The organism is Terasakiella brassicae (assembly GCF_014641495.1).
GTDB lineage: Bacteria > Pseudomonadota > Alphaproteobacteria > Rhodospirillales > Terasakiellaceae > Terasakiella > Terasakiella brassicae.
The window spans coordinates 125,389-143,628 of record NZ_BMHV01000007.1 but is presented as its reverse complement, the minus strand read 5'-3'; the positions used below and the strand labels follow the sequence as shown (position 1 = coordinate 143,628).

Here is an 18,240-nt window from a genome sequence, read left to right as displayed (position 1 = left end):
ATTATTTTTGTGCGCGCAGAACGTCAATCAGCTCTTTGCTGAATTTGTCTTTTGCAGCATATTCGTCCCACAGGCCCGCACCGGCTTTCGCCCATGCTGCGCGGTCTGCTTCAGACGGCTCGGGGCTCCATTTCAGGCCTTTGGCTTCCATTTCCTTAACAGCTTCGGCTTCCCATTGGCGTGACAGGCGCAGTTGGTCTTCTGCGTGTTTCTCAGTTGCCTTGCGTACAACGTCTTTGAGATCATCCGGCAATTTGTTCCATGCATTGCGATTGACCACAATCGGCAAAACCTGTGCACCGGCCAGCGGCAGTTTGTACATGTATTTTGCAACTTCAACATGGTTACCGTCACGGTGGTCGATCATGTTGGAACCGATGGAACCATCGATTACACCTGTTGCCAGACTTGTGTAAATCTCACTCCATGCCAAAGATACCGGAGAGGCGCCCAGATTACGCAGAAACTTGCCATAAGCCCCCGGCGCACGGATTTTCAAACCTTTGAAATCTTCGATGGAATTGATCGGTGTTTTTGTCAAAACGTAAACTGCTGGCTGAATATAGGGCTCCAACCATGTCATGCCTTGTGAACCATAGGCTTTGGTCAGGATTTTATCCCAACCTTGATTGTGGAACAGGTCTTGCAGTTTTGCGGGATCATCCGTACCACCGGGCAGGCCGATTTCAACAACACCGGCAGGCAATTCACCGGCATGCATGGATTGGAACGGTGCGCCCATTGTCACGAGGCCGGATTTCACAGCACCCAACAGGCCACTGGTCCCCACACCTTCGCCTGAAAAGAGAACTTGAACTTTAATACGCCCGTTTGAACCTTCTTCGATGTTCTTAGCGAGGCTTTCATACACTTCACCAAACGCCGTACCGCGACCATAAAGGTTGCTGAAGCGCCAGTTAAATTCTGCTGCGTCTGCGTTTATTGCGAAAGTCGAGACGCCCATTGCCAGCGCCATTGCCGATGCGAATAATTTCTTTTTAATCCCTGTTAGCATTACTGCCCTCATAAAGTGAAAAGTTCATAGATTACGAAGAAATGATTCCACGTCAGAAATTTGGCTTAAATCTTTATTCTCCAATCTTTACGTTTAACTTTTTTTACGTATAATTGACATTTGATACTAATATAACAAACATTAAGCACAAAACTTGCTCAAACACGATTGATTTTGAATGAAAAATAAACCGATCGGTCCCATCGGCGACCATGAAATTAAGCAGCTCAAAATTTTCAAAACGGTGGCCGAATGCGAAGGTTTTGCCGCTGCCGAAGCCAAATTAAATATCAGCCGCCCTTCTATCAGCAACCATATTGCCGCGCTCGAAGCCCGGTTGAATATGAAATTATGTAAAAGAGGACGCGGTGGCTTTTCCTTAACTGAAGAAGGTGCCATCGTATATGAACAGACTTGCCAGCTGTTAAATCAGATTTCAAAATTCAGAAGTGCCGTCAACAATCTGGTGGGTTCCCCTGCCGGAACCCTGAAAATCGCCCTGACAGATAGCCTCGCAACGGATCAACGCTGCCAGCTTGCTGATATTATAAGGCAGTTTTCCGCCGTAGCCCCCAGTGTCAAACTTCATTTCGATGTCGAAGAAATGACCGAAATGGAAAATAAAATCCTCAACAACCAAATCGATATCGCCATCATTCCCTATCACCGCAAAATCTACGGTATTGAGTATTTCCACCTTTTCACCGACAGACACTATCTTTATTGCGGCGAAGGTCATGCTTTATTTGATTTACCCGAAAAGGAAATCACCCGGGAAAAATTAAACCAATATGATCTGGTTCATGCCGGGTTAACCCCGCATATGGAAGTTTACAAACAGTTTTTCGATATGAAAGCCTCTGCCGTATCGTACTTTTTTGAAGCGCGTATTCCTTTGCTTCTGTCCGGGCAATATATCGGATTTTTACCGGAAGCCTACGCCCAGCCCTATGTCGAAAGCGGTCAATTAAAAGTCATCGGGAAATCGATCAAAAGCTTCCCCTTAGGTGTGGCTGTCATTTCCAAAGTCACCGCCCAACCCAGTCTGGCCCGCGATATGTTTATTGATATCATCAAGAAAACCCACGCGCTCAACGAACAAATCCCGCCTTACTAACAATACAGAAAGGGGTTGGATCTGATGGTGGACCTGTACGGAAAAAGTGGAGTGCGTCTCCTGAGTTAAATATACTGACTACAGGAGAATATAATGAAGCGTACAATTACCCCGACATTTCGAGAAGAGGCTGCTCAGGTTGCTTTAAGTAGCAATCAGCCACGTAAAATTATAGCTGCTGATTTTGGCATTGGCGTTAGCACATTAAATCGTTGGATTTCTGAATATCGCAATAAACAGATCCCTGAACCATCTGATGATGTTCAAAAAGAATTGGCCCGACTACGCCGTGAGGTTCGTGACCTGCGGGAGGAGAGGGACATTCTAAAAAAGGCAGCACGCTACTTTGCGAGCCAAAAGCCGTGAGGTTTCAGTTTATCCACCAACAGCGAAAGAACCACAGTATAGCAGGGCTATGTCGTGCGATGAGTGTTTCCCAGAGCGATTATTTTGCTTGGCGCCATCGCCCTGCCAGCAACCGCCAACGTGAAGACATGGTTCTGCTTGCCCATATTAAATCTATCCATTACGCCAATTATCAGTCTTATGGTCGAGGACGCATGAGCGATGAATTAAAGGAAGAAGGCATTTGCGTGGGCGAACACCGTGTTGCCCGGATCATGAAGCAAAACGGTTTGCGGATCGTGCGAAGCCAAAAATTCAAACGTACGACTGACAGCGATCATAATCACAATATCTCCCCAAACTTATTGGATGGAGATTTTACAGCAACTGCTCCAGATCAGAAATGGGCTGGCGATATTACCTATTTGTGGACGGGCGAGGGCTGGTTTTACCTCGCTGTTGTCATTGACCTTTATTCCCGCCGTGTCATTGGTTGGTCTGCAAGCCGATGGATGAAAAAGGATTTGGTGATTGACGCTTTGAACAAAGCAATAGCCCTGCGTAAACCACCGAAAGGCGTCATCTTCCATTCTGATCGTGGCAGTCAATATTGTTCAACCAAGTTCCGTAAACTGCTGGCAAAGTACAAATTCAAACAGTCGATGTCTGGCAAGGGGAACTGTTATGACAATGCCGCTGTCGAGACCTTCTTCAAAACCTTGAAAGCGGAAATGACCTGGAAAATTACCTTCCAGACACGTGACCATGCCAAAAAGGAGTTGTTCAAATACATAAATGGATTTTATAACGCAAAGAGACGTCATTCATATCTGAATGGTCTCAGCCCCATCAAGTTTGAAAGACGGGCTGGCTAAGTGAGTGGGACGCACTCCACTTTTTCCGTACAGGTCCAAACCCGGGGCGGTTCAGTTCCTTTTGCATGTCTCATGCGGACCTGACATCAAGTCATCGTGCTTATGCTTGGCGACCATGAACAGACCTTCACGGTCCGGCTGGAAAACCTACTTGACCGATAGGTCAAAAACACATTTGACCTTTTCTAAAAAACACGACACAAATATAACTCCTTTCCCTTTTCAAAGGTTCTATTAACGTGCTTGATTTCACACTCATCCTTTTATTTTTGCCAACAGCCTTTTTTATCTCCATCACGCCAGGGATGTGTATGACCCTGTCTTTAACGATGGGATTGACCATTGGCCTGCGCCGCACGTTCTGGATGATGTGGGGGGAATTGGTCGGCGTTGCCATTGTCGCCATTTCCGCCGCTGTCGGCATTGCCGCGCTTATGCTGGAATTTCCACAGGTTTTCACCGCTTTTAAATGGGTTGGCGGGCTTTATCTTGGCTGGCTCGGCATTCAAATGTGGCGTTCACGTGGGAAAATGGCCATCCGTCTGGATGATGCAGGCACACAGAAAGTCTCCCGCCGCGCCCTTGCCCTGCAAGGTTTTATCACGGCGATTTCCAACCCGAAAGGCTGGGCATTTTTTGCAACGCTTCTTCCCCCTTTTCTGGATGCAGAAAAGGCAATGGAGCCGCAAATTGCCAGCCTGGTTGTTATTTTGTTATCTGTTGAGTTTCTGTGCTTGATTTTATATGCAAGCGGCGGGCGTTCCATGCGTCATTTTCTCGAAAAAAGTGGAAATGTCCGCATGATGAACCGCATTGCCGGCACCTTGATGATCGGTGTCGGCTTCTGGCTGGCTTTGGGATAATCTTTTAAACGATACGGATTTCAGCCGTTTCACCATACCCGCCCTGAATAAGCATCATGGCATGGCGGATCATAGCTTCACGTTCGTTCTTTCGAATGAAAAATGTAAATTTTCCGCCGTTTTCCACATAAGATACAAAATTGTGGATACCGTATTTCATTAAAAACGTCTGTTCTACGCTCATCTTTCCTATCTCTTTCTCATTTGTTCACGAAAAAGAGTAGCGCGCAATTGTTAGCGAAGTTCTAACAAAAAATGAAAGTTTGATGTCATTTTCGCTGTTTCGTCAGCTCATTCAAATGAAACAGCACTTTTTCGGATGCCTGTTGGACCGCCCCGATTTCCTCTAACGCTCCCTCCAAATCACCTTGAGCATATTTACGGGCCGCTTCGATACCGTGGGCATGAACCTCCATATGAGGAGCTTCCATTTCTGCAAAGGAGGGATGATGCTTTATACGTTCATCCTCACAGGCGTAATACCACCGCCCCAACCGACAACAGGTATGATCGGACAATTCATTGGGGTCCAGACGATCACGCCCGACCATCATGGCGGCCAACCGTTTTTTCCAGATGATATGATCCGATTTTGCAAGATGCAGTGCTTTTTTCGGTAACTTTAATTTGGCAATATCTGAAATCTGGGAGGCAATATCTTTTTCCGCACCATCCATTGCATCCAAAACCGTGTATGTCGCATTTTGGACATGTTCCGTCATGCGCGCCACTTCGGAAATACCGTAGGCGATTTCGTGCGCTGCCAGCTTTTGCTGTCCAACGGTTTCCGATATTTCCCGGCTGCGTTGGGTCAGCTCAGAAATCGCACGGGCAATGTCCCGCATGGCCTCCTGAGAGGCGTTCATAATCTCATGACCGAGTTTAACGGTTTGATCGCTCTCGCTCAGTGCCTCGACAATCGCATCAATCTCATCCTGAAAACGATTGATATTGAGCCGGATATCTTTCGTCGCCAGACGTGTACGTTCTGCCAAGTTACGAATTTCAGACGCAACAACCCCAAATCCGGTCCCTGCCTCACCTGCACGCGCGGCTTCTGTGGCCGCATTCAAGGCCAATAGATTGGTTTGAAACGCAATTTCCGAAATCAAATCGACCACCTGACCAATATCATGGGACGACTCACTTAAAGAACTGCTGCGTTCTGCCACATCGCGCATGGCACTTTCCACCTTGGTCATGGCGTCATCGGCTTGTCCGGCTTGTTTTTCTCCACTCAGAGCCAGCTCTTTTACCTCTTGCGCCAACGTAAAGGTTTCGGACGCCTGACGGGCAATGGTATCGACGGAAACCGACATTTCCTCGGTCGCCGACGCCATACCTTGTGCATTTCGATCTGTTACCGATGTCGCACGGCTCAGGTTAGCGGCCGCAATAACGGCTTCATTTAATTCCATTGAAACCGAAACTGTCTTTCGCATTTGCGTTGCCGAAAACCGCCCGACATCAACGGCTAATTTTCGGATCGCCTGACCGATACGATCTTCCCCCTTTGGGATATCCAGAAAAGCCCCCTGACCGATCAGTTCCAAAAGAACCAGAATTTCCTCGACACGCTCGGGCGGTAACCAACCTTTTTTCCTTAAGTCATCCGTCACGGCGCCCTCCCCTGAAAAACAAAATCTTATTGCCTGCATAAAAGAATAATAACACCCAAAGCGCAAGAGCAATCACAAACACTTTCTGCCATAAGCAGATATTCAACCCTTATATCCGGCGTTCTTACAAAGAATATACCTATTGGATTATTTTCAACATAATCGGATAAAGACATCCAAAAGAAATAAACCTGCAATAGCATGCGCCAATTAATTGATATTCTTCGTTGATATTTGGCTGCATATCCGTATTATACGCTCGCAAAAATAAGCTCCCTTTATTTTTCATACTTTATTCGAAGGTGCGCCAAATGTTTCTCTTTTCAATCCGGGTTTTGATTGCTGCTTTCTGCATAATCGGATTGGCACATGCATCTGAATCGATGGCAGACCAACAGAAAATTTATATCGTTGCCGAAGATTTCCCGCCGTTTGATACTACTCGTCCGGTTGAAGGGGCTTATGCTCAGGATTATGATCTGGTCCGTCGTGTTTTTAAAGAAATCGGCTTTGATGCAAACATTACCTTTCTACCGTGGAAGCGGGCGCTGCGTGATATCAAAGAAGGAAGGGCAGCGGGCATCCTGTCTTGTTCCCAAACGCAGGAACGCGCGAAATATATGTATTTCCGCACACCAACCAGTCATTTCACCAATGGCTTTTTCTACCTTGCAGATCGCAACCTGCCACGCCCGCAGACATTTGAAGACGTGAACAGCTATGATGTTGCCTCAATCGAAGGTCATGCAAACATGACACAACTTCGCAATGCCGGACTGGAACCATTGACAGCAAACGACACCAAAAGTGCCCTTTTGATGTTGGAAGCCGGACGCTTTGACTATCTTTACCTTAACCGTGAAATAACGATGGCTCACTTACGAAAAAGCGGCTTGGCAAAACGTATCCTGTTTTCCCCTGTATCTTCAGAAGATGTCTTTTTTTGCTTTAGCAAACAATATCCACACATTGAAAAGATCATGGATTTATTTGAGCAAAAACTTCACGAATTTCGCACAAAGGGAACCTTGCACGCCCTTCAGGCAAAATACAAATAACAAAAGACTGGATTTCCTGTACAAAACTGATACAAGAAAACCAGAGTAAAACGAACACAAGAAGATAAAGAGCCATGCGACGATACCACCTGACAGTCTTTTGATTTTCTGAACGGGTGTATATAGACTCTTTATAAGAGGGCCCGTTCGGGTCCTTTTTTTATATCTAAATTTCGAGAAATAACATGAACACTATCAATGCAGCTATTGTCGGAGCCAGCGGTTACACAGGTGCAGAACTGGTCCGGCTGTTGATCAACCATCCCAACGTCACTATCACAGCGATGACCGCCGACCGTAAAGCCGGGATGCGAATGGCTGATGTGTTCCCGCATTTGGGTGGATTGAATTTACCCGATCTGGTCACAATGGATAATGTCGATTGGTCAAATATCGACGTTTGCTTCTGCTGTCTGCCCCACGGCACCACACAGGAATTTATAGCAAGCCTGCCGCAAAATGTACGGATCGTCGACTTGTCTGCCGATTTCCGTCTTAAAGATATTGAAGAATACCGCAAATGGTACGGCGACAAACACCGTGCGCCAGAACTGCAAAAAGAAGCTGTTTATGGCCTGACCGAAATAAAACGCGATGAAATTGCAAAAGCACGTTTGGTCGCCAACCCGGGCTGTTATCCAACATCTGCCCAACTTCCCTTGATCCCCTTGTTAAAAGAAAAGAAAATTGGCACGCAAGGGATCATCATTGATTCAAAATCCGGTGTTACCGGTGCGGGACGCGCGCCCAAAGAAGGCACGTTATTCTGCGAAGTTTCCGATGCCATCCATGCCTATGGTGTGGGGACACACCGTCATGGGCCGGAAATTGAACAAGGTTTAAGCGAAGCAGCAGGCGAGAATATTTTCGTCAGCTTTACCCCACACCTGATGCCAATGAACCGGGGTATTCTGTCGACTATTTATGTCACACTGGCTGATAACGTCAGTGTAAACGATATCAGAACCAGCCTGCAAAACACCTATGCCAATGAACCGTTCGTCCGTGTGGTTGAAGAAGGCAACAGCCCGGCAACACGCCATGTCCGTGGGTCCAACTATTGCCTGATCGGCGTTTTTGCCGACCGGACACCGGGGCGGGCCATCATCGTTTGTGTGGAAGATAACGTTGTCAAAGGCGCCTCTGGTCAAGCGGTCCAGAACATGAATGTCATGTTCGGTTTTGAGGAAACAGCCGGTTTAACCCAGCAACCCATGTTCCCTTAACATCCGTAAACCTTTCAAGAAAAAGCCCCCGCACAGATGATTTGTACGGGGGCTTTTTCTTGCGGTTTTGAAACGGATTATACGTCCAAACCTTCGACAAATTTGGCACGTTCCTGAATAAACTGGAAACGGTATTCCGGCTTTTTGCCCATCAGGCGCGTCACCAGATCCCTTGTATCTTCCGCATCTTCACGGTCTTCTTCCGTTGGGCCATGCGGAACCGTGACGCGCAGGAGTGTGCGCCGTTTCGGGTCCATTGTCGTTTCTTTCAATTGCGAGGGTGGCATTTCACCCAGACCTTTAAATCGGCTGATATCCACTTTCTTGCCTTTGAATTCTTTCTCCATCAACTGGTCTTTTTCCAGATCATCCATTGCATAAATGCTTTTCGCCCCTGTCGCCAAACGATAGAGCGGCGGCTGAGCCAGATACAGACGACCGGCTTCGACAAGGCCGGGCATCTCCTGATAGAAGAACGTCATCAGCAATGAGGCAATATGCGCACCATCCACGTCCGCATCGGTCATAATAATGACTTTTTCATAACGCAAATCGTCCAATTCAAAAGCCTCGCGCGTGCCACAGCCCAAAGCTTCGCCCATGTCGCTGAGTTCTTTGTTGGCATGGATTTGATCCACACTGGCAGAGGCAACGTTCAACACCTTACCTCGTAAGGGTAAAATCGCCTGTGTTTCACGATTTCGTGCCTGTTTGGCTGATCCGCCCGCAGAATCCCCTTCCACGAGGAAAATTTCAGTTCCGTCAGAAACCGATCGTGTGCAATCGGCCAATTTCCCCGGCAGGCGCAAACGCTTGGTCGCCGACTGGCGTTTCATTTGTTTTGCGCTTTTTTTACGCAAACGGATTTCGGCGCGTTCAATCAGATATTCAAGCAGTTGTGATCCGATTTCCGGATTCCCCGCCAACCAGTGATCAAAATTATCCCGAATAGCGGTTTCCACCAGCTTGGCGGCTTCCTGTGTGCCCAGTTTTTCTTTGGTTTGCCCCTGAAATTGTGGATCACGGATAAAGGCGGATAACATAATACACGCCCCATTGATCACATCATCCGCCGTAATTTTAGAGGCTGCCTTGTTACTCACCAATTCACCATAGGCGCGAATACCTTTGGTGATAGCATTGCGAAACCCTTGTTCGTGCGTCCCGCCCAACGGAGTCGGCACCGTATTACAGTAAGAATTGAAAAAGGCTTCTTCATCTTCCGGCCAGGCAATCGCCCATTCAACCTTGCCCTGTTCGTCCGGAAATTTCACATCCCCGGCAAACGGTTCATCAGTTTTGACCTCGCGGCCTTCCAGAATATTGCTTAAAAAATCAGACAGACCACCGGGGAAATGCAAGACCCCTTGCACCGGGGTTTTATCCCCGTCTTTAATCAGGTTTTCATCGCATTTCCAGCGGATTTCCACCCCTTTAAACAAGTACGCTTTAGACCGCGCCATTTTATAAAGCTGGCTTGGCTTGAACTGAAGACGATTCCCAAAAATTTCAGGATCAGGATGGAAGGTAATGGTTGTTCCACGGCGGTTATTCACCTGCCCTTCATTTTTCAACGGGCCTTGCGGGATACCGCGCGAAAATTCCTGACGCCATAAGGTCCGATCACGGGCCACTTCCACAGACAAAATATCCGAAAGCGCATTCACAACCGACATACCGACACCATGCAAACCGCCCGATGTCTGATAGGCTTTACCGGAAAACTTACCGCCGGAGTGCAAGGTTGTCATAATAACTTCAAGGGCAGATTTATCTTTGAACTTGGGGTGCGGATCAACCGGGATCCCCCGGCCGTTATCGCGCACTGTGACATTGCCCCCGGCATCCAGTTCCAGTTCAATCCGGCTGGCATGCCCGGCAACCGCTTCGTCCATAGAGTTATCGAGGATCTCGGCCACCAAATGGTGATAGGCACGTTCATCCGTCCCGCCGATATACATACCGGGACGTTTACGAACCGGTTCCAAACCTTCCAGAACCTCGATATCCTGCGCCGTATAGTCACCGCCGGTTTTCGGCGCGTCATCTTCAAATAAATCCATAGCCAATTTAGTTGCCCACCTTATTCATAATTTGTTGGCCCGATGATAGGAAGGATGGACCTTTCGAGCAAGCATGATATTGTCTTGATCAACACTTTATATTTTCAAACAACAATTTTGGATCAAACCATGACGACACCAGACTACGGACCCAAAGGAAAACCCGCCATTCGCACCCTCGCCATGCCGGGGGATGCCAACCCCAACGGCGATATCTTCGGCGGTTGGGTCATGTCGCAAATGGATATTGCCGGTGGTGTAACAGCCGCATGGCGTGCACAAGGTCGCGTGGCCACAGTCGGCGTCGAAGCCATGTCTTTCCTAAAACCCGTCAGCGTTGGTGATGTTGTCTGCGTCTACACCGATATTGTGCGCGAGGGTAATACATCAATGGCCATTCAGATCGAATTATGGGTCTTGCGCCGCGATGGCATGGCACGTGAAAAAGTAACAGAAGGCATTTTCACATTCGTCGCCATTGACAACAACGGTAAGAAACGTGCCCTTCCCCCCATGCCCGACAATACATTGGCCTTAAACTAATCCGACATATGATCCCTCATAACCTGCATTTAGTCAGATATGGGGGATCAACCCATCAGACGTTTACCCGGCATTCAAACGGTGGGATTTTACATGTTGTAAAAAGCGTACCGTAGCGTCTTCTAAGGACATCCATGCCCCTTCTGGACGATCCGGTTGCACGACCGCCTTGTGAGTAGGTTCCAAAAAATCCGGCTTTGCATAACGTTTGAGGATTCTGGCCTCGCCCAATTCCTGATATGTCATTTTATTTATTCCTGTTTTGTTCTCTGTAAAACTTCACAGAATAAAAGACCACATGTAGCCTGCGACAAAAATACTGCCCAAGGCCAAAAATTCTTTAGCAAAAGTTGGAACATACATTTTCTTCACTCCCTTCATGGCGACTCGTTACAGGAACATTATAAGAACATTGAAGGGTTGTCAACGGCGTTCTCATAATGTTCCCTTAACAACGGGGTTGAATATTGCGTTTCAATAGCGCACTCTGGAAAGAAAACAACAGGGATTGCTTTCAAAATGGAACAAGAAAGCCAAGAAAAGCCAAAATTCACCAGCGCCGAAATGGGCGCTTTATCACACCTTTACCGTGGTGAAATTTATCGTTCGACCACGTGGCGCACGCGATTGGACAACACAACGAACTGGGCCGTTGTCACAACGGGTATCGCTTTTTCCATCACTTTTAGCGGTGTGAACGCTTCCCCTTTACCGTTGGTCCTTGTTGGTTTGCTGGTCATTGTTTTTTTAATTTTCGAGGCGCGGCGCTATCGCTATTTCAACGTCTGGCGTGCCCGTGCCCGCCATATCGAAACAGAGCTTTTCGCCCCAATGCTAAGAGGTGAGGATTATCAGCGAAACGGCGATTGGAATCTCATCCTGGCCAATGATTATATGCATCCCAAACACCACATCAGCATGCTACGCGCCATCGGACGACGTTTACGACGTAGTTATGCATGGTTGCTGGCCATTCAGGCCATTGCCTACTATGGGAAGCTTACGATCCACCCTGCCCCGCTAGACCATATCGGACAACTGTTTGAACGCGCCGCCATTGGACCGATCCACGGCGAGATCGTCGTCTTCATGCATGCCGTCTTCCATATCAGCTGGATTGCCGTTGCAATAGGAACACTTTACCACGACAAAATCTCACGCCTCAACCGCCGTTACAAAGGCGTTGGCATGGGATAAGTCATTAAATTGTCTGGGAGATAAAAGTGGGGGTCTCTGTTGCTAGGTACCCCCGAACCCCACCTACATAGACTCACCCATGCAGGAATTGAATTTGGTCAAGCGACTGCGTTACGCAGCAGCTGCAACCGGAGCCATACGATTGTCGTTGGCATTTATCAAGTTTTGCACCGATATCGGTGGTAGCTCACCGAGCGCAGCACTGTATCTTTACTACCGCTGTCGATCCTATTTCGCCCCCCTCACAAACCGACCTGTTCGATCGGCTTATGGTGGAGGCGCCGGGTACCGCCCCCGGGTCCAGTCAGCTTATTCCATACACGCCTCTAGCGCCGTAGTCCGCCGCTAAACGGACGCCCTAGATGTAAGCGGGAAAAAGCCAAACGTCAAGGGGCGTCTGGTCAACAATCAAAAAAGGAACATGGTTGCCCCCACTTATTATCCCCTATATCCTCTATCTTGAAAATAATCCGTCTTCACAATTAAAAGAAAATATTATGGATCAAATCTCGCAGGATGACCTGAAAACGGCCCTGACCGGAAACGTCATCAACGAGCAACAATTCGCCTCTATCCTCCATATCGCGCAAAAACGCCAACAGGCCCAGCACACCCTTCATGGGGAAGATGAACCTTTTGCAATTTTTCTGGGGTTTTCGGAAATTTTTATTTCCATTGGTCTGTGCATTCTGTTTGCGGGGCTGATTGGCATTCTTTCACTTGTCGATAGCCTTTCCATTGCCGCAGCTATTGTTGGCCTTCTCAGTCTGGGATTATCCCACTATTTCATCAAAATACGGCGCATGGTCCTGCCCAGTATCGTCTGCACCACAGCCTTGACCCTTTCGAGCATTCTATGCCTTATCCCGCTCGCTATTGACCTCTTTTCACAAGCCGATGGGGAGGAACCCTATCTGGCGACCCTGATACTCCCCCTCGCCCCGACTTTATGCTTGCTGATCTGGATGTATCGTAAATATAAGCTCCCCTACCTGACTTTCCTAATTGGTGTCACGGGTTTGGGCTTAATGCTATCGATTGCCGGAACATTAAGTTCATCCCAACAGACGGTCCTTGATTTTGACAGCCTGATGGACCTGTCCGTCAATCCCATCGTTGCCGGAAGCTGGTTGCTCTTTGGTTTAATTGCTCTGGGCTTTGGGCTTTATTTCGATTGCCGCGACCCTTACCGGGTCGCCAACCCATCCAAATCCGCCTTCTGGCTGCATCTTCTTTCCGGTCCGTCCTTGCTCAATGTCATTGCGCTTAATATCTATTACGAAGGGGACACCACATCTTACATTTTAACGTCTCTCTTGCTCTGCCTGTTCGTTGTCATCGCCCTGATCATTGACAGACGTTCCTTTATCTCGGCAGGTATTATCTATCTGAGTTTCGTTGTCAGTTGGGCCACTGAAAATCTCGGTATGGATGCGGACTATATCAGTCTCTTTATCCTTGGCCTGATTATTACCGCGCTTGCCACATGGTGGCACAAATGGCGCAGTGCCTTGATGACTGCCTTGCCAAACTTCCCTTACAAGGAAAAACTTCCGCCTTATTAAGCTTAAGAAGAAACAACAAAAAAGCCCGTCCAAAAGGACGGGCTTTTTAATGGCGAGAGTGACGGGACTCGAACCCGCGGCCTTCGGCGTGACAGGCCGACGCTCTAACCAACTGAGCTACACCCCCACAAAAGGGATACTCTCTCAATAAACACCAAGTGAAACGCGAAAGTGGCGAGAGTGACGGGACTCGAACCCGCGGCCTTCGGCGTGACAGGCCGACGCTCTAACCAACTGAGCTACACCCCCTCACGTTCACTTACTAACAAAGCGTAGAAGAGTGGTGGAGGGAGTTGGATTCGAACCAACGTAGGCGTAGCCAGCGGATTTACAGTCCGCCCCTTTTAGCCGCTCAGGCATCCCTCCAGGGACCCTTTGTCACACACGCTTTGCTGTGGTGTGGGCGGGGTTATAACAGTGCCCCCACAGGCATGCAACAGGATTTTTCATTTTTTTTACACATTCTTGATTTTTCAGCTCTTTTCCTCATTTTTCCCCTTTGTCTTGCCACCTTGTTCTGAAAGAGAACCGACTAAAACGTCCCCGCATATATCAATGCGAACTGTAACGATTCATATAATATGCTTATAGAAAATAGAAGATTTCTTAAAAACAGAAGAATCGTAAAACAGGCCAATCTGCATTTTTTGCATCACACAAAATTTTGGGAGCATTGCCCCTTTGTCAAAACACAAAAATCAGACAAATAAAAACCCCCACCGGACGGAACCGTCACAGTGGGGGTTTTTCGTGTATGGGGCGACTGATGGGACTTGAACCCACGACCCCCGGTACCACAAACCGGTGCTCTAACCAACTGAGCTACAATCGCCATTGAGGTGGGCGCTTATGTACGCCAGCATGCTCTGATCGTCAATAACTTTTCGACCCAAAAAGTAAAAAAAACTGTCACACGAAAAATTTACGCAAACGATCGATTGCTTCGTTCAGAAGTGAGGGTTGTTTACAAAAACAGAAACGAACAAAATTGCGTGGCCCTCCTTCCTGATAAAAGGCCCCTGTCGGCACCGCTGTCACCCCGGCCTTCAGGGTAATATATCGGCAAAATTCCGCATCATCCCCATCAAAGCCGAAGGGAGAAAAATCAACGGTCAGAAAATAAGTCCCCTGACTGTCCAGCACGTTAAAGCCGACATCACGTAATCCCGTGGCCAACAAATCGCGTTGTGCCTGCATACCGGCGGTAAAATCGCGGTAATAGTCATCGGGAAAATCCAGCCCTGCGGCAATTGCCTTTTGCAAGTTCGGCACAACCGTGAACGTGACAAACTGGTGCGCTTTGGCAATGGCTTTCATCAGATGCGGGGATGCTGTGATATAGCCGATTTTCCAGCCTGTCAGGGAAAAGGTTTTGCCCGCAGACCCAATGCGCGCGCATCTGTCACGCATCCCCGGCAACGTCATTAAAGGGTGATGTTGGTGGTCATCAAAAACCAGATGTTCATAGACCTCATCACAAACAACATAGGCATCATGTTTTTCTACAAGCGCGGCCAAAAACGACAGCTCGTCTTTGGTAAACACCTTGCCGGACGGGTTCATGGGGGAATTTAAAACCAACAATTTGGTTTTATCGCTAAATGCTTTTTCCAATTCCTCACGCGGCAATTCCCAATGGGGTGGCTCAACCCGCACCAGTTTCGGGATGGCGCCGATATGGCGGATAATCGGCAAATAAGAATCATAAAGCGGTTCGATTAAAACCACTTCATCACCGGGGTTCAACAGCCCCATAAAGCAATCACATAAGGCTTCTGTCGCCCCGGCCGTAACCATGACTTCCGTTTGCCAATCGACATCCAGATCGTAAAAACGCTTGTTATGGCGTGCGACAGCCTGACGCAGTTCCGGCAATCCCATCAGGGGCGGATACTGGTTTGGCCCTGTCATCAAGGCATCGGCTGCAATCTGGCGGATTTCTTCCGGTCCATCCACATCGGGAAAGCCCTGCCCCAGATTGATACTGTTATGTTTCAACGCCAATGCTGAAGTTACTTCAAAAATTGTCGTCCCATAACCGGAGAGAATTTCATTGACCGGTTTTTTCATCGTATCGTCAGCCACTTTTTACACTTCCTTGAACGCTTACATGTAAGTTCACCGACTGTAACCTGAGACACAGGTCATTGTCACCCCTTATGGATTTGACAGGAAATCAATTTTTGAAAAAATCTTATCCACGTCAAAACCAACGGTCAGCATTCCATCCAGTTGCGATGATTTTTGATTTCTAATCGGTAAGGATACCTGAACCTGAAAAGCATGCGTAGAATGATCAAATAAAATCTGTGAAATATATGATATCTGCCCACTGGATAAGGCCATAAAGGCATCTTCATCCCCTTGCCAGTAATCGCTAGTGGGCACATTCATGGCAATATTGTAGCCTTCTTTATCCGTCAAAAAAATCTCATTAATCCCCTGACTGCTCTCAACAAGTGTTCGCAAAAACGCAGATCCTTTATTTGCGAGAATATCGCTCATCAGGCTTGTTTGCCTGCCCCTTGCAATCGCTTCTTTCCAATCTGCGTCCGCCTGATGAAGCTTTTTCTTGCGGATATGCCACCCTCGTTGCGTTTTTTCAACCGTTCCTATGTTGTTTTCATATTGCGCCAAAATCGACTGAGCCCTCTTTAAAAGCTGTTGGCGTTCCATTTGCGTTGCATCCCGAAAATCACGCGCGCACGTTGCCAAAGCCTTGTTAAACTGTGAAATAAAATCCGGATTATTCTTGATAAACATCTTGGAAAAATAGGCGACCAAAGGCACATAACGAACAAAGGTCGACTCCAGATCATCCTCATTCAGTCCGATTGCACGGCTGGCGTTCAAAAAGACTTCCTCATCCGCCAACGCCGCAGAAATACGGCCCGTTGCCAATAATTTCGCCAAGGACTTCACGTTTGGAATCGTCGCATGTAAGTTGGGACCGTGCCGTTTGAGCCAGATTTCTTCATTTGCCCCCAAAACAGCCCCAATCTGATCAAGCGATAATTCCCCTGATCCCTGCGTTTCCTTTAAGCGGAAAACTTTCCAACGTTCCAGCGCCAAAGGTTCTGTCGGGATAGACGTTTCATCAAGGTCTATATCCGGTATGCTGAGAAAAAAACCGTCAATGCGATTTTGTTTCACCAGTTCGCGATTACGTTTGCGCGGGGCAATGGCAATGACATAGGGGCGGTTTAGCTGATCAAAAACACATTGTACCATTTGCGGCGTACGTCCACGCAACACTGATGAATCCATCACCTGATAAGGCGGTTGTAAATGTGTTTGCAACATAACGGGTGTTGGTTCATTTCCATGCGCCACCGTCACAAAAAACACAAGAACAGTCAGGATTTGAACGAACAGCCGCAAAAAAAGCCTCCTACGGTAATCTTCTACAAATCCCCCTTTATACGGCACCTATTATACAACCTTAAGAAGATTTTAAAAAGCATTATTTGCAAACGTCAGAGAAGCAAGATTGATACCTTCCGGAAGTCTATCGACGACATACAAAAAAATCATACCAAACCCGGAAAATAGTGACCTATATGATTGCAGATCCTTTAAGGACTGATGAGGAACGGTTCTGGTATCAGTCTTTTTGCAAATCCATTTGCGCCAGCAGACGGCGCTTATCTGAAATGCTGTCTTCAACGCTGCGTAACTTGGAATATGAAACGCTTTGTGTCAGGCCTAAATGTTCCGCAAGCTCTAACAAAAGCTCCCGTTCGGCGCGATCTGTTTGTGCAGCTTCGATGCTTTCAATCATCGCCAGAATACTGTTCTTGCTTTTGTAAAAAGCTTCTTCATCTGTCAGATTGCGCACCGTCTGGACCACACGCACAACATCACCATCCACCACGATAATATCATCACTGCGCGTCTGATCAGGGCCAACTTCCGCCTTTGTAATTAAAACGGGATACCAGCCGAACGAACGCAACGTCTGAACTGACGCATTTTCCAGACTATCACCCAAATCCAAATCTGACGGCGTCTCCTGAATACGGATAAGTCTGCCATCTTCAACATATGCAAACATGGGGGCATCCTATTATTCGTTGTCTATCTGAATTTAAGACTACCCCTAAAATTTAAATTTGTAAAATCTAATAATACTTTCGTAGGAAAACAGGCCAATATAAAAAGATAAAAAACCGCATTCCCTTCAGAATGCGGTTTCAATTCATCACTCTGAATCGTTTGTTAGGTATTCACTTCAATTAAAAGATCGCAAATTTCACGCACAGCGCCCTGCCCGCCTTTTTTCTGCGTAATATAAAGGGTCTTTTCTTTAACGGCCTCAATCGCATCTGCGACCGTAATCGGGGTGCCGATTTTTTCCATAATCGGAATATCGTTCAAATCATCCCCCATATGCGCCACATTATCCAAACTGATAGACAGCTCGTCACATATCTTTTGCAAAATTTCGATTTTGTTTTTTGCCCCGGTATAAACATGGCTTAGCCCAAGGCGCTTCCCGCGTTCCTGAATGGCATTTGTCGTACTGGCACTGATGATGCAAAGTTCAACGCCAGCCTCACGCGCTTTTTTCATGCCCATGCCGTCTTTGACATTGAACTTGCGTAACTCGTCACCGGTTTCCGTATAATAAAGCCCGCCATCGGTTAAAATACCGTCCACATCCAGACTGAGGAGCTTTACGGATTTGAGTTGTTCTTTAAAATCCGCAAACGAAAGCTTGTCACGTGCTGTCATGGCCTGATCCTGTCTTTAAA

17 protein-coding genes, 4 tRNA genes and 1 other RNA gene are annotated in these 18,240 nt (G+C 47.5%); 8 read left to right on the top strand and 14 right to left on the bottom strand.

Annotation, left to right across the window (positions count from 1 at the left end; all coding sequences use genetic code 11):
* Position 1: 1 nt before the first annotated feature.
* On the bottom strand, positions 2–1,015 hold the full coding sequence (locus IEW74_RS06690) for a TRAP transporter substrate-binding protein (protein WP_188663006.1): 1,014 nt from the start codon (positions 1,013–1,015) through the stop codon (positions 2–4).
* Positions 1,016–1,193: 178 nt separating this feature from the next.
* Between IEW74_RS06690 and IEW74_RS06685 the strand changes: the two genes are divergently transcribed.
* From IEW74_RS06685 to IEW74_RS06675, 3 genes are all read left to right on the top strand, one after another.
* Positions 1,194–2,132 (top strand): LysR family transcriptional regulator, encoded by a 939-nt coding sequence (locus tag IEW74_RS06685; protein ID WP_188663004.1) that lies wholly within the window; start codon positions 1,194–1,196, stop codon positions 2,130–2,132.
* Between the two features lie 93 nt (positions 2,133–2,225).
* A protein-coding gene (locus IEW74_RS06680; protein ID WP_229734258.1) for an IS3 family transposase occupies positions 2,226–3,352 on the top strand; the annotation gives its coding sequence in 2 pieces (ribosomal slippage) (positions 2,226–2,457 and positions 2,457–3,352; 1,128 coding nt in all).
* 239 nt (positions 3,353–3,591) lie between these two features.
* On the top strand, positions 3,592–4,215 hold the full coding sequence (locus IEW74_RS06675; RefSeq protein WP_188663002.1) for a LysE family translocator: 624 nt from the start codon (positions 3,592–3,594) through the stop codon (positions 4,213–4,215).
* A gap of 4 nt (positions 4,216–4,219) precedes the next feature.
* Here IEW74_RS06675 and IEW74_RS06670 read toward each other — a convergent pair whose 3' ends face one another.
* Positions 4,220–4,399 (bottom strand): hypothetical protein, encoded by a 180-nt coding sequence (locus IEW74_RS06670; RefSeq protein ID WP_188663000.1) that lies wholly within the window; start codon positions 4,397–4,399, stop codon positions 4,220–4,222.
* Between the two features lie 85 nt (positions 4,400–4,484).
* Entirely contained in the window at positions 4,485–5,834 is a 1,350-nt protein-coding gene (locus tag IEW74_RS06665) for a methyl-accepting chemotaxis protein (protein ID WP_188662998.1), read from the bottom strand.
* Positions 5,835–6,145: 311 nt separating this feature from the next.
* Here IEW74_RS06665 and IEW74_RS06660 point away from each other — a divergent pair, with 311 nt between their 5' ends.
* Positions 6,146–6,892, top strand: coding sequence for a substrate-binding periplasmic protein (locus IEW74_RS06660; protein ID WP_188662996.1), 747 nt, complete (start codon positions 6,146–6,148; stop codon positions 6,890–6,892).
* A 185-nt stretch (positions 6,893–7,077) separates the two neighbouring features.
* Positions 7,078–8,118, top strand: a complete 1,041-nt coding sequence (argC, locus tag IEW74_RS06655; protein WP_188662994.1) for an N-acetyl-gamma-glutamyl-phosphate reductase — start codon at positions 7,078–7,080, stop codon at positions 8,116–8,118.
* Positions 8,119–8,195: 77 nt separating this feature from the next.
* Here argC and parE read toward each other — a convergent pair whose 3' ends face one another.
* Positions 8,196–10,181 (bottom strand): DNA topoisomerase IV subunit B, encoded by a 1,986-nt coding sequence (gene parE, locus IEW74_RS06650; RefSeq protein WP_188663061.1) that lies wholly within the window; start codon positions 10,179–10,181, stop codon positions 8,196–8,198.
* Between the two features lie 129 nt (positions 10,182–10,310).
* Here parE and IEW74_RS06645 point away from each other — a divergent pair, with 129 nt between their 5' ends.
* Complete coding sequence (locus IEW74_RS06645; protein WP_188662992.1) at positions 10,311–10,724, top strand: acyl-CoA thioesterase; 414 nt, start codon at positions 10,311–10,313, stop codon at positions 10,722–10,724.
* Between the two features lie 63 nt (positions 10,725–10,787).
* Here IEW74_RS06645 and IEW74_RS06640 read toward each other — a convergent pair whose 3' ends face one another.
* Positions 10,788–10,970 carry a hypothetical protein gene (locus IEW74_RS06640; RefSeq protein WP_188662990.1) on the bottom strand — a complete coding sequence of 61 codons (183 nt, stop codon included), beginning with the start codon at positions 10,968–10,970 and terminating at the stop codon, positions 10,788–10,790.
* A 273-nt stretch (positions 10,971–11,243) separates the two neighbouring features.
* On the opposite strand from IEW74_RS06640, the gene IEW74_RS06635 reads away from it, so the two are divergent.
* On the top strand, positions 11,244–11,921 hold the full coding sequence (locus tag IEW74_RS06635; protein ID WP_229734256.1) for a DUF2270 domain-containing protein: 678 nt from the start codon (positions 11,244–11,246) through the stop codon (positions 11,919–11,921).
* A gap of 25 nt (positions 11,922–11,946) precedes the next feature.
* On the opposite strand, the gene ssrA is transcribed toward IEW74_RS06635, so the two are convergent.
* Positions 11,947–12,315, bottom strand: a transfer-messenger RNA (tmRNA) gene (gene ssrA, locus IEW74_RS06630).
* 31 nt (positions 12,316–12,346) lie between these two features.
* On the opposite strand from ssrA, the gene IEW74_RS06625 reads away from it, so the two are divergent.
* A complete protein-coding gene (locus IEW74_RS06625; RefSeq protein ID WP_188662988.1) occupies positions 12,347–13,486 on the top strand; it encodes a hypothetical protein in 1,140 nt (379 codons plus the stop codon).
* A gap of 50 nt (positions 13,487–13,536) precedes the next feature.
* Here IEW74_RS06625 and IEW74_RS06620 read toward each other — a convergent pair.
* From IEW74_RS06620 to IEW74_RS06585, 8 genes are all read right to left on the bottom strand, one after another.
* Positions 13,537–13,613: transfer RNA gene (locus IEW74_RS06620), tRNA-Asp, on the bottom strand.
* A gap of 45 nt (positions 13,614–13,658) precedes the next feature.
* Positions 13,659–13,735, bottom strand: a tRNA-Asp gene (locus tag IEW74_RS06615).
* A gap of 32 nt (positions 13,736–13,767) precedes the next feature.
* Positions 13,768–13,852: transfer RNA gene (locus IEW74_RS06610), tRNA-Tyr, on the bottom strand.
* 389 nt (positions 13,853–14,241) lie between these two features.
* Positions 14,242–14,318 (bottom strand) — tRNA-His (locus IEW74_RS06605).
* A gap of 77 nt (positions 14,319–14,395) precedes the next feature.
* The gene (locus IEW74_RS06600) at positions 14,396–15,556 is read right to left on the bottom strand and encodes an aminotransferase (protein ID WP_188663056.1); all 1,161 of its coding nucleotides are present in this window, start codon (positions 15,554–15,556) and stop codon (positions 14,396–14,398) included.
* An 87-nt stretch (positions 15,557–15,643) separates the two neighbouring features.
* Positions 15,644–16,867: a hypothetical protein gene (locus IEW74_RS06595; RefSeq protein WP_188662985.1), complete on the bottom strand. Its 1,224-nt coding sequence runs from the start codon at positions 16,865–16,867 to the stop codon at positions 15,644–15,646.
* 223 nt (positions 16,868–17,090) lie between these two features.
* Positions 17,091–17,540, bottom strand: a complete 450-nt coding sequence (locus IEW74_RS06590) for a hypothetical protein (protein ID WP_188662983.1) — start codon at positions 17,538–17,540, stop codon at positions 17,091–17,093.
* Between the two features lie 164 nt (positions 17,541–17,704).
* A complete protein-coding gene (locus IEW74_RS06585; RefSeq protein ID WP_188662981.1) occupies positions 17,705–18,220 on the bottom strand; it encodes a KdsC family phosphatase in 516 nt (171 codons plus the stop codon).
* Positions 18,221–18,240: the final 20 nt, after the last annotated feature.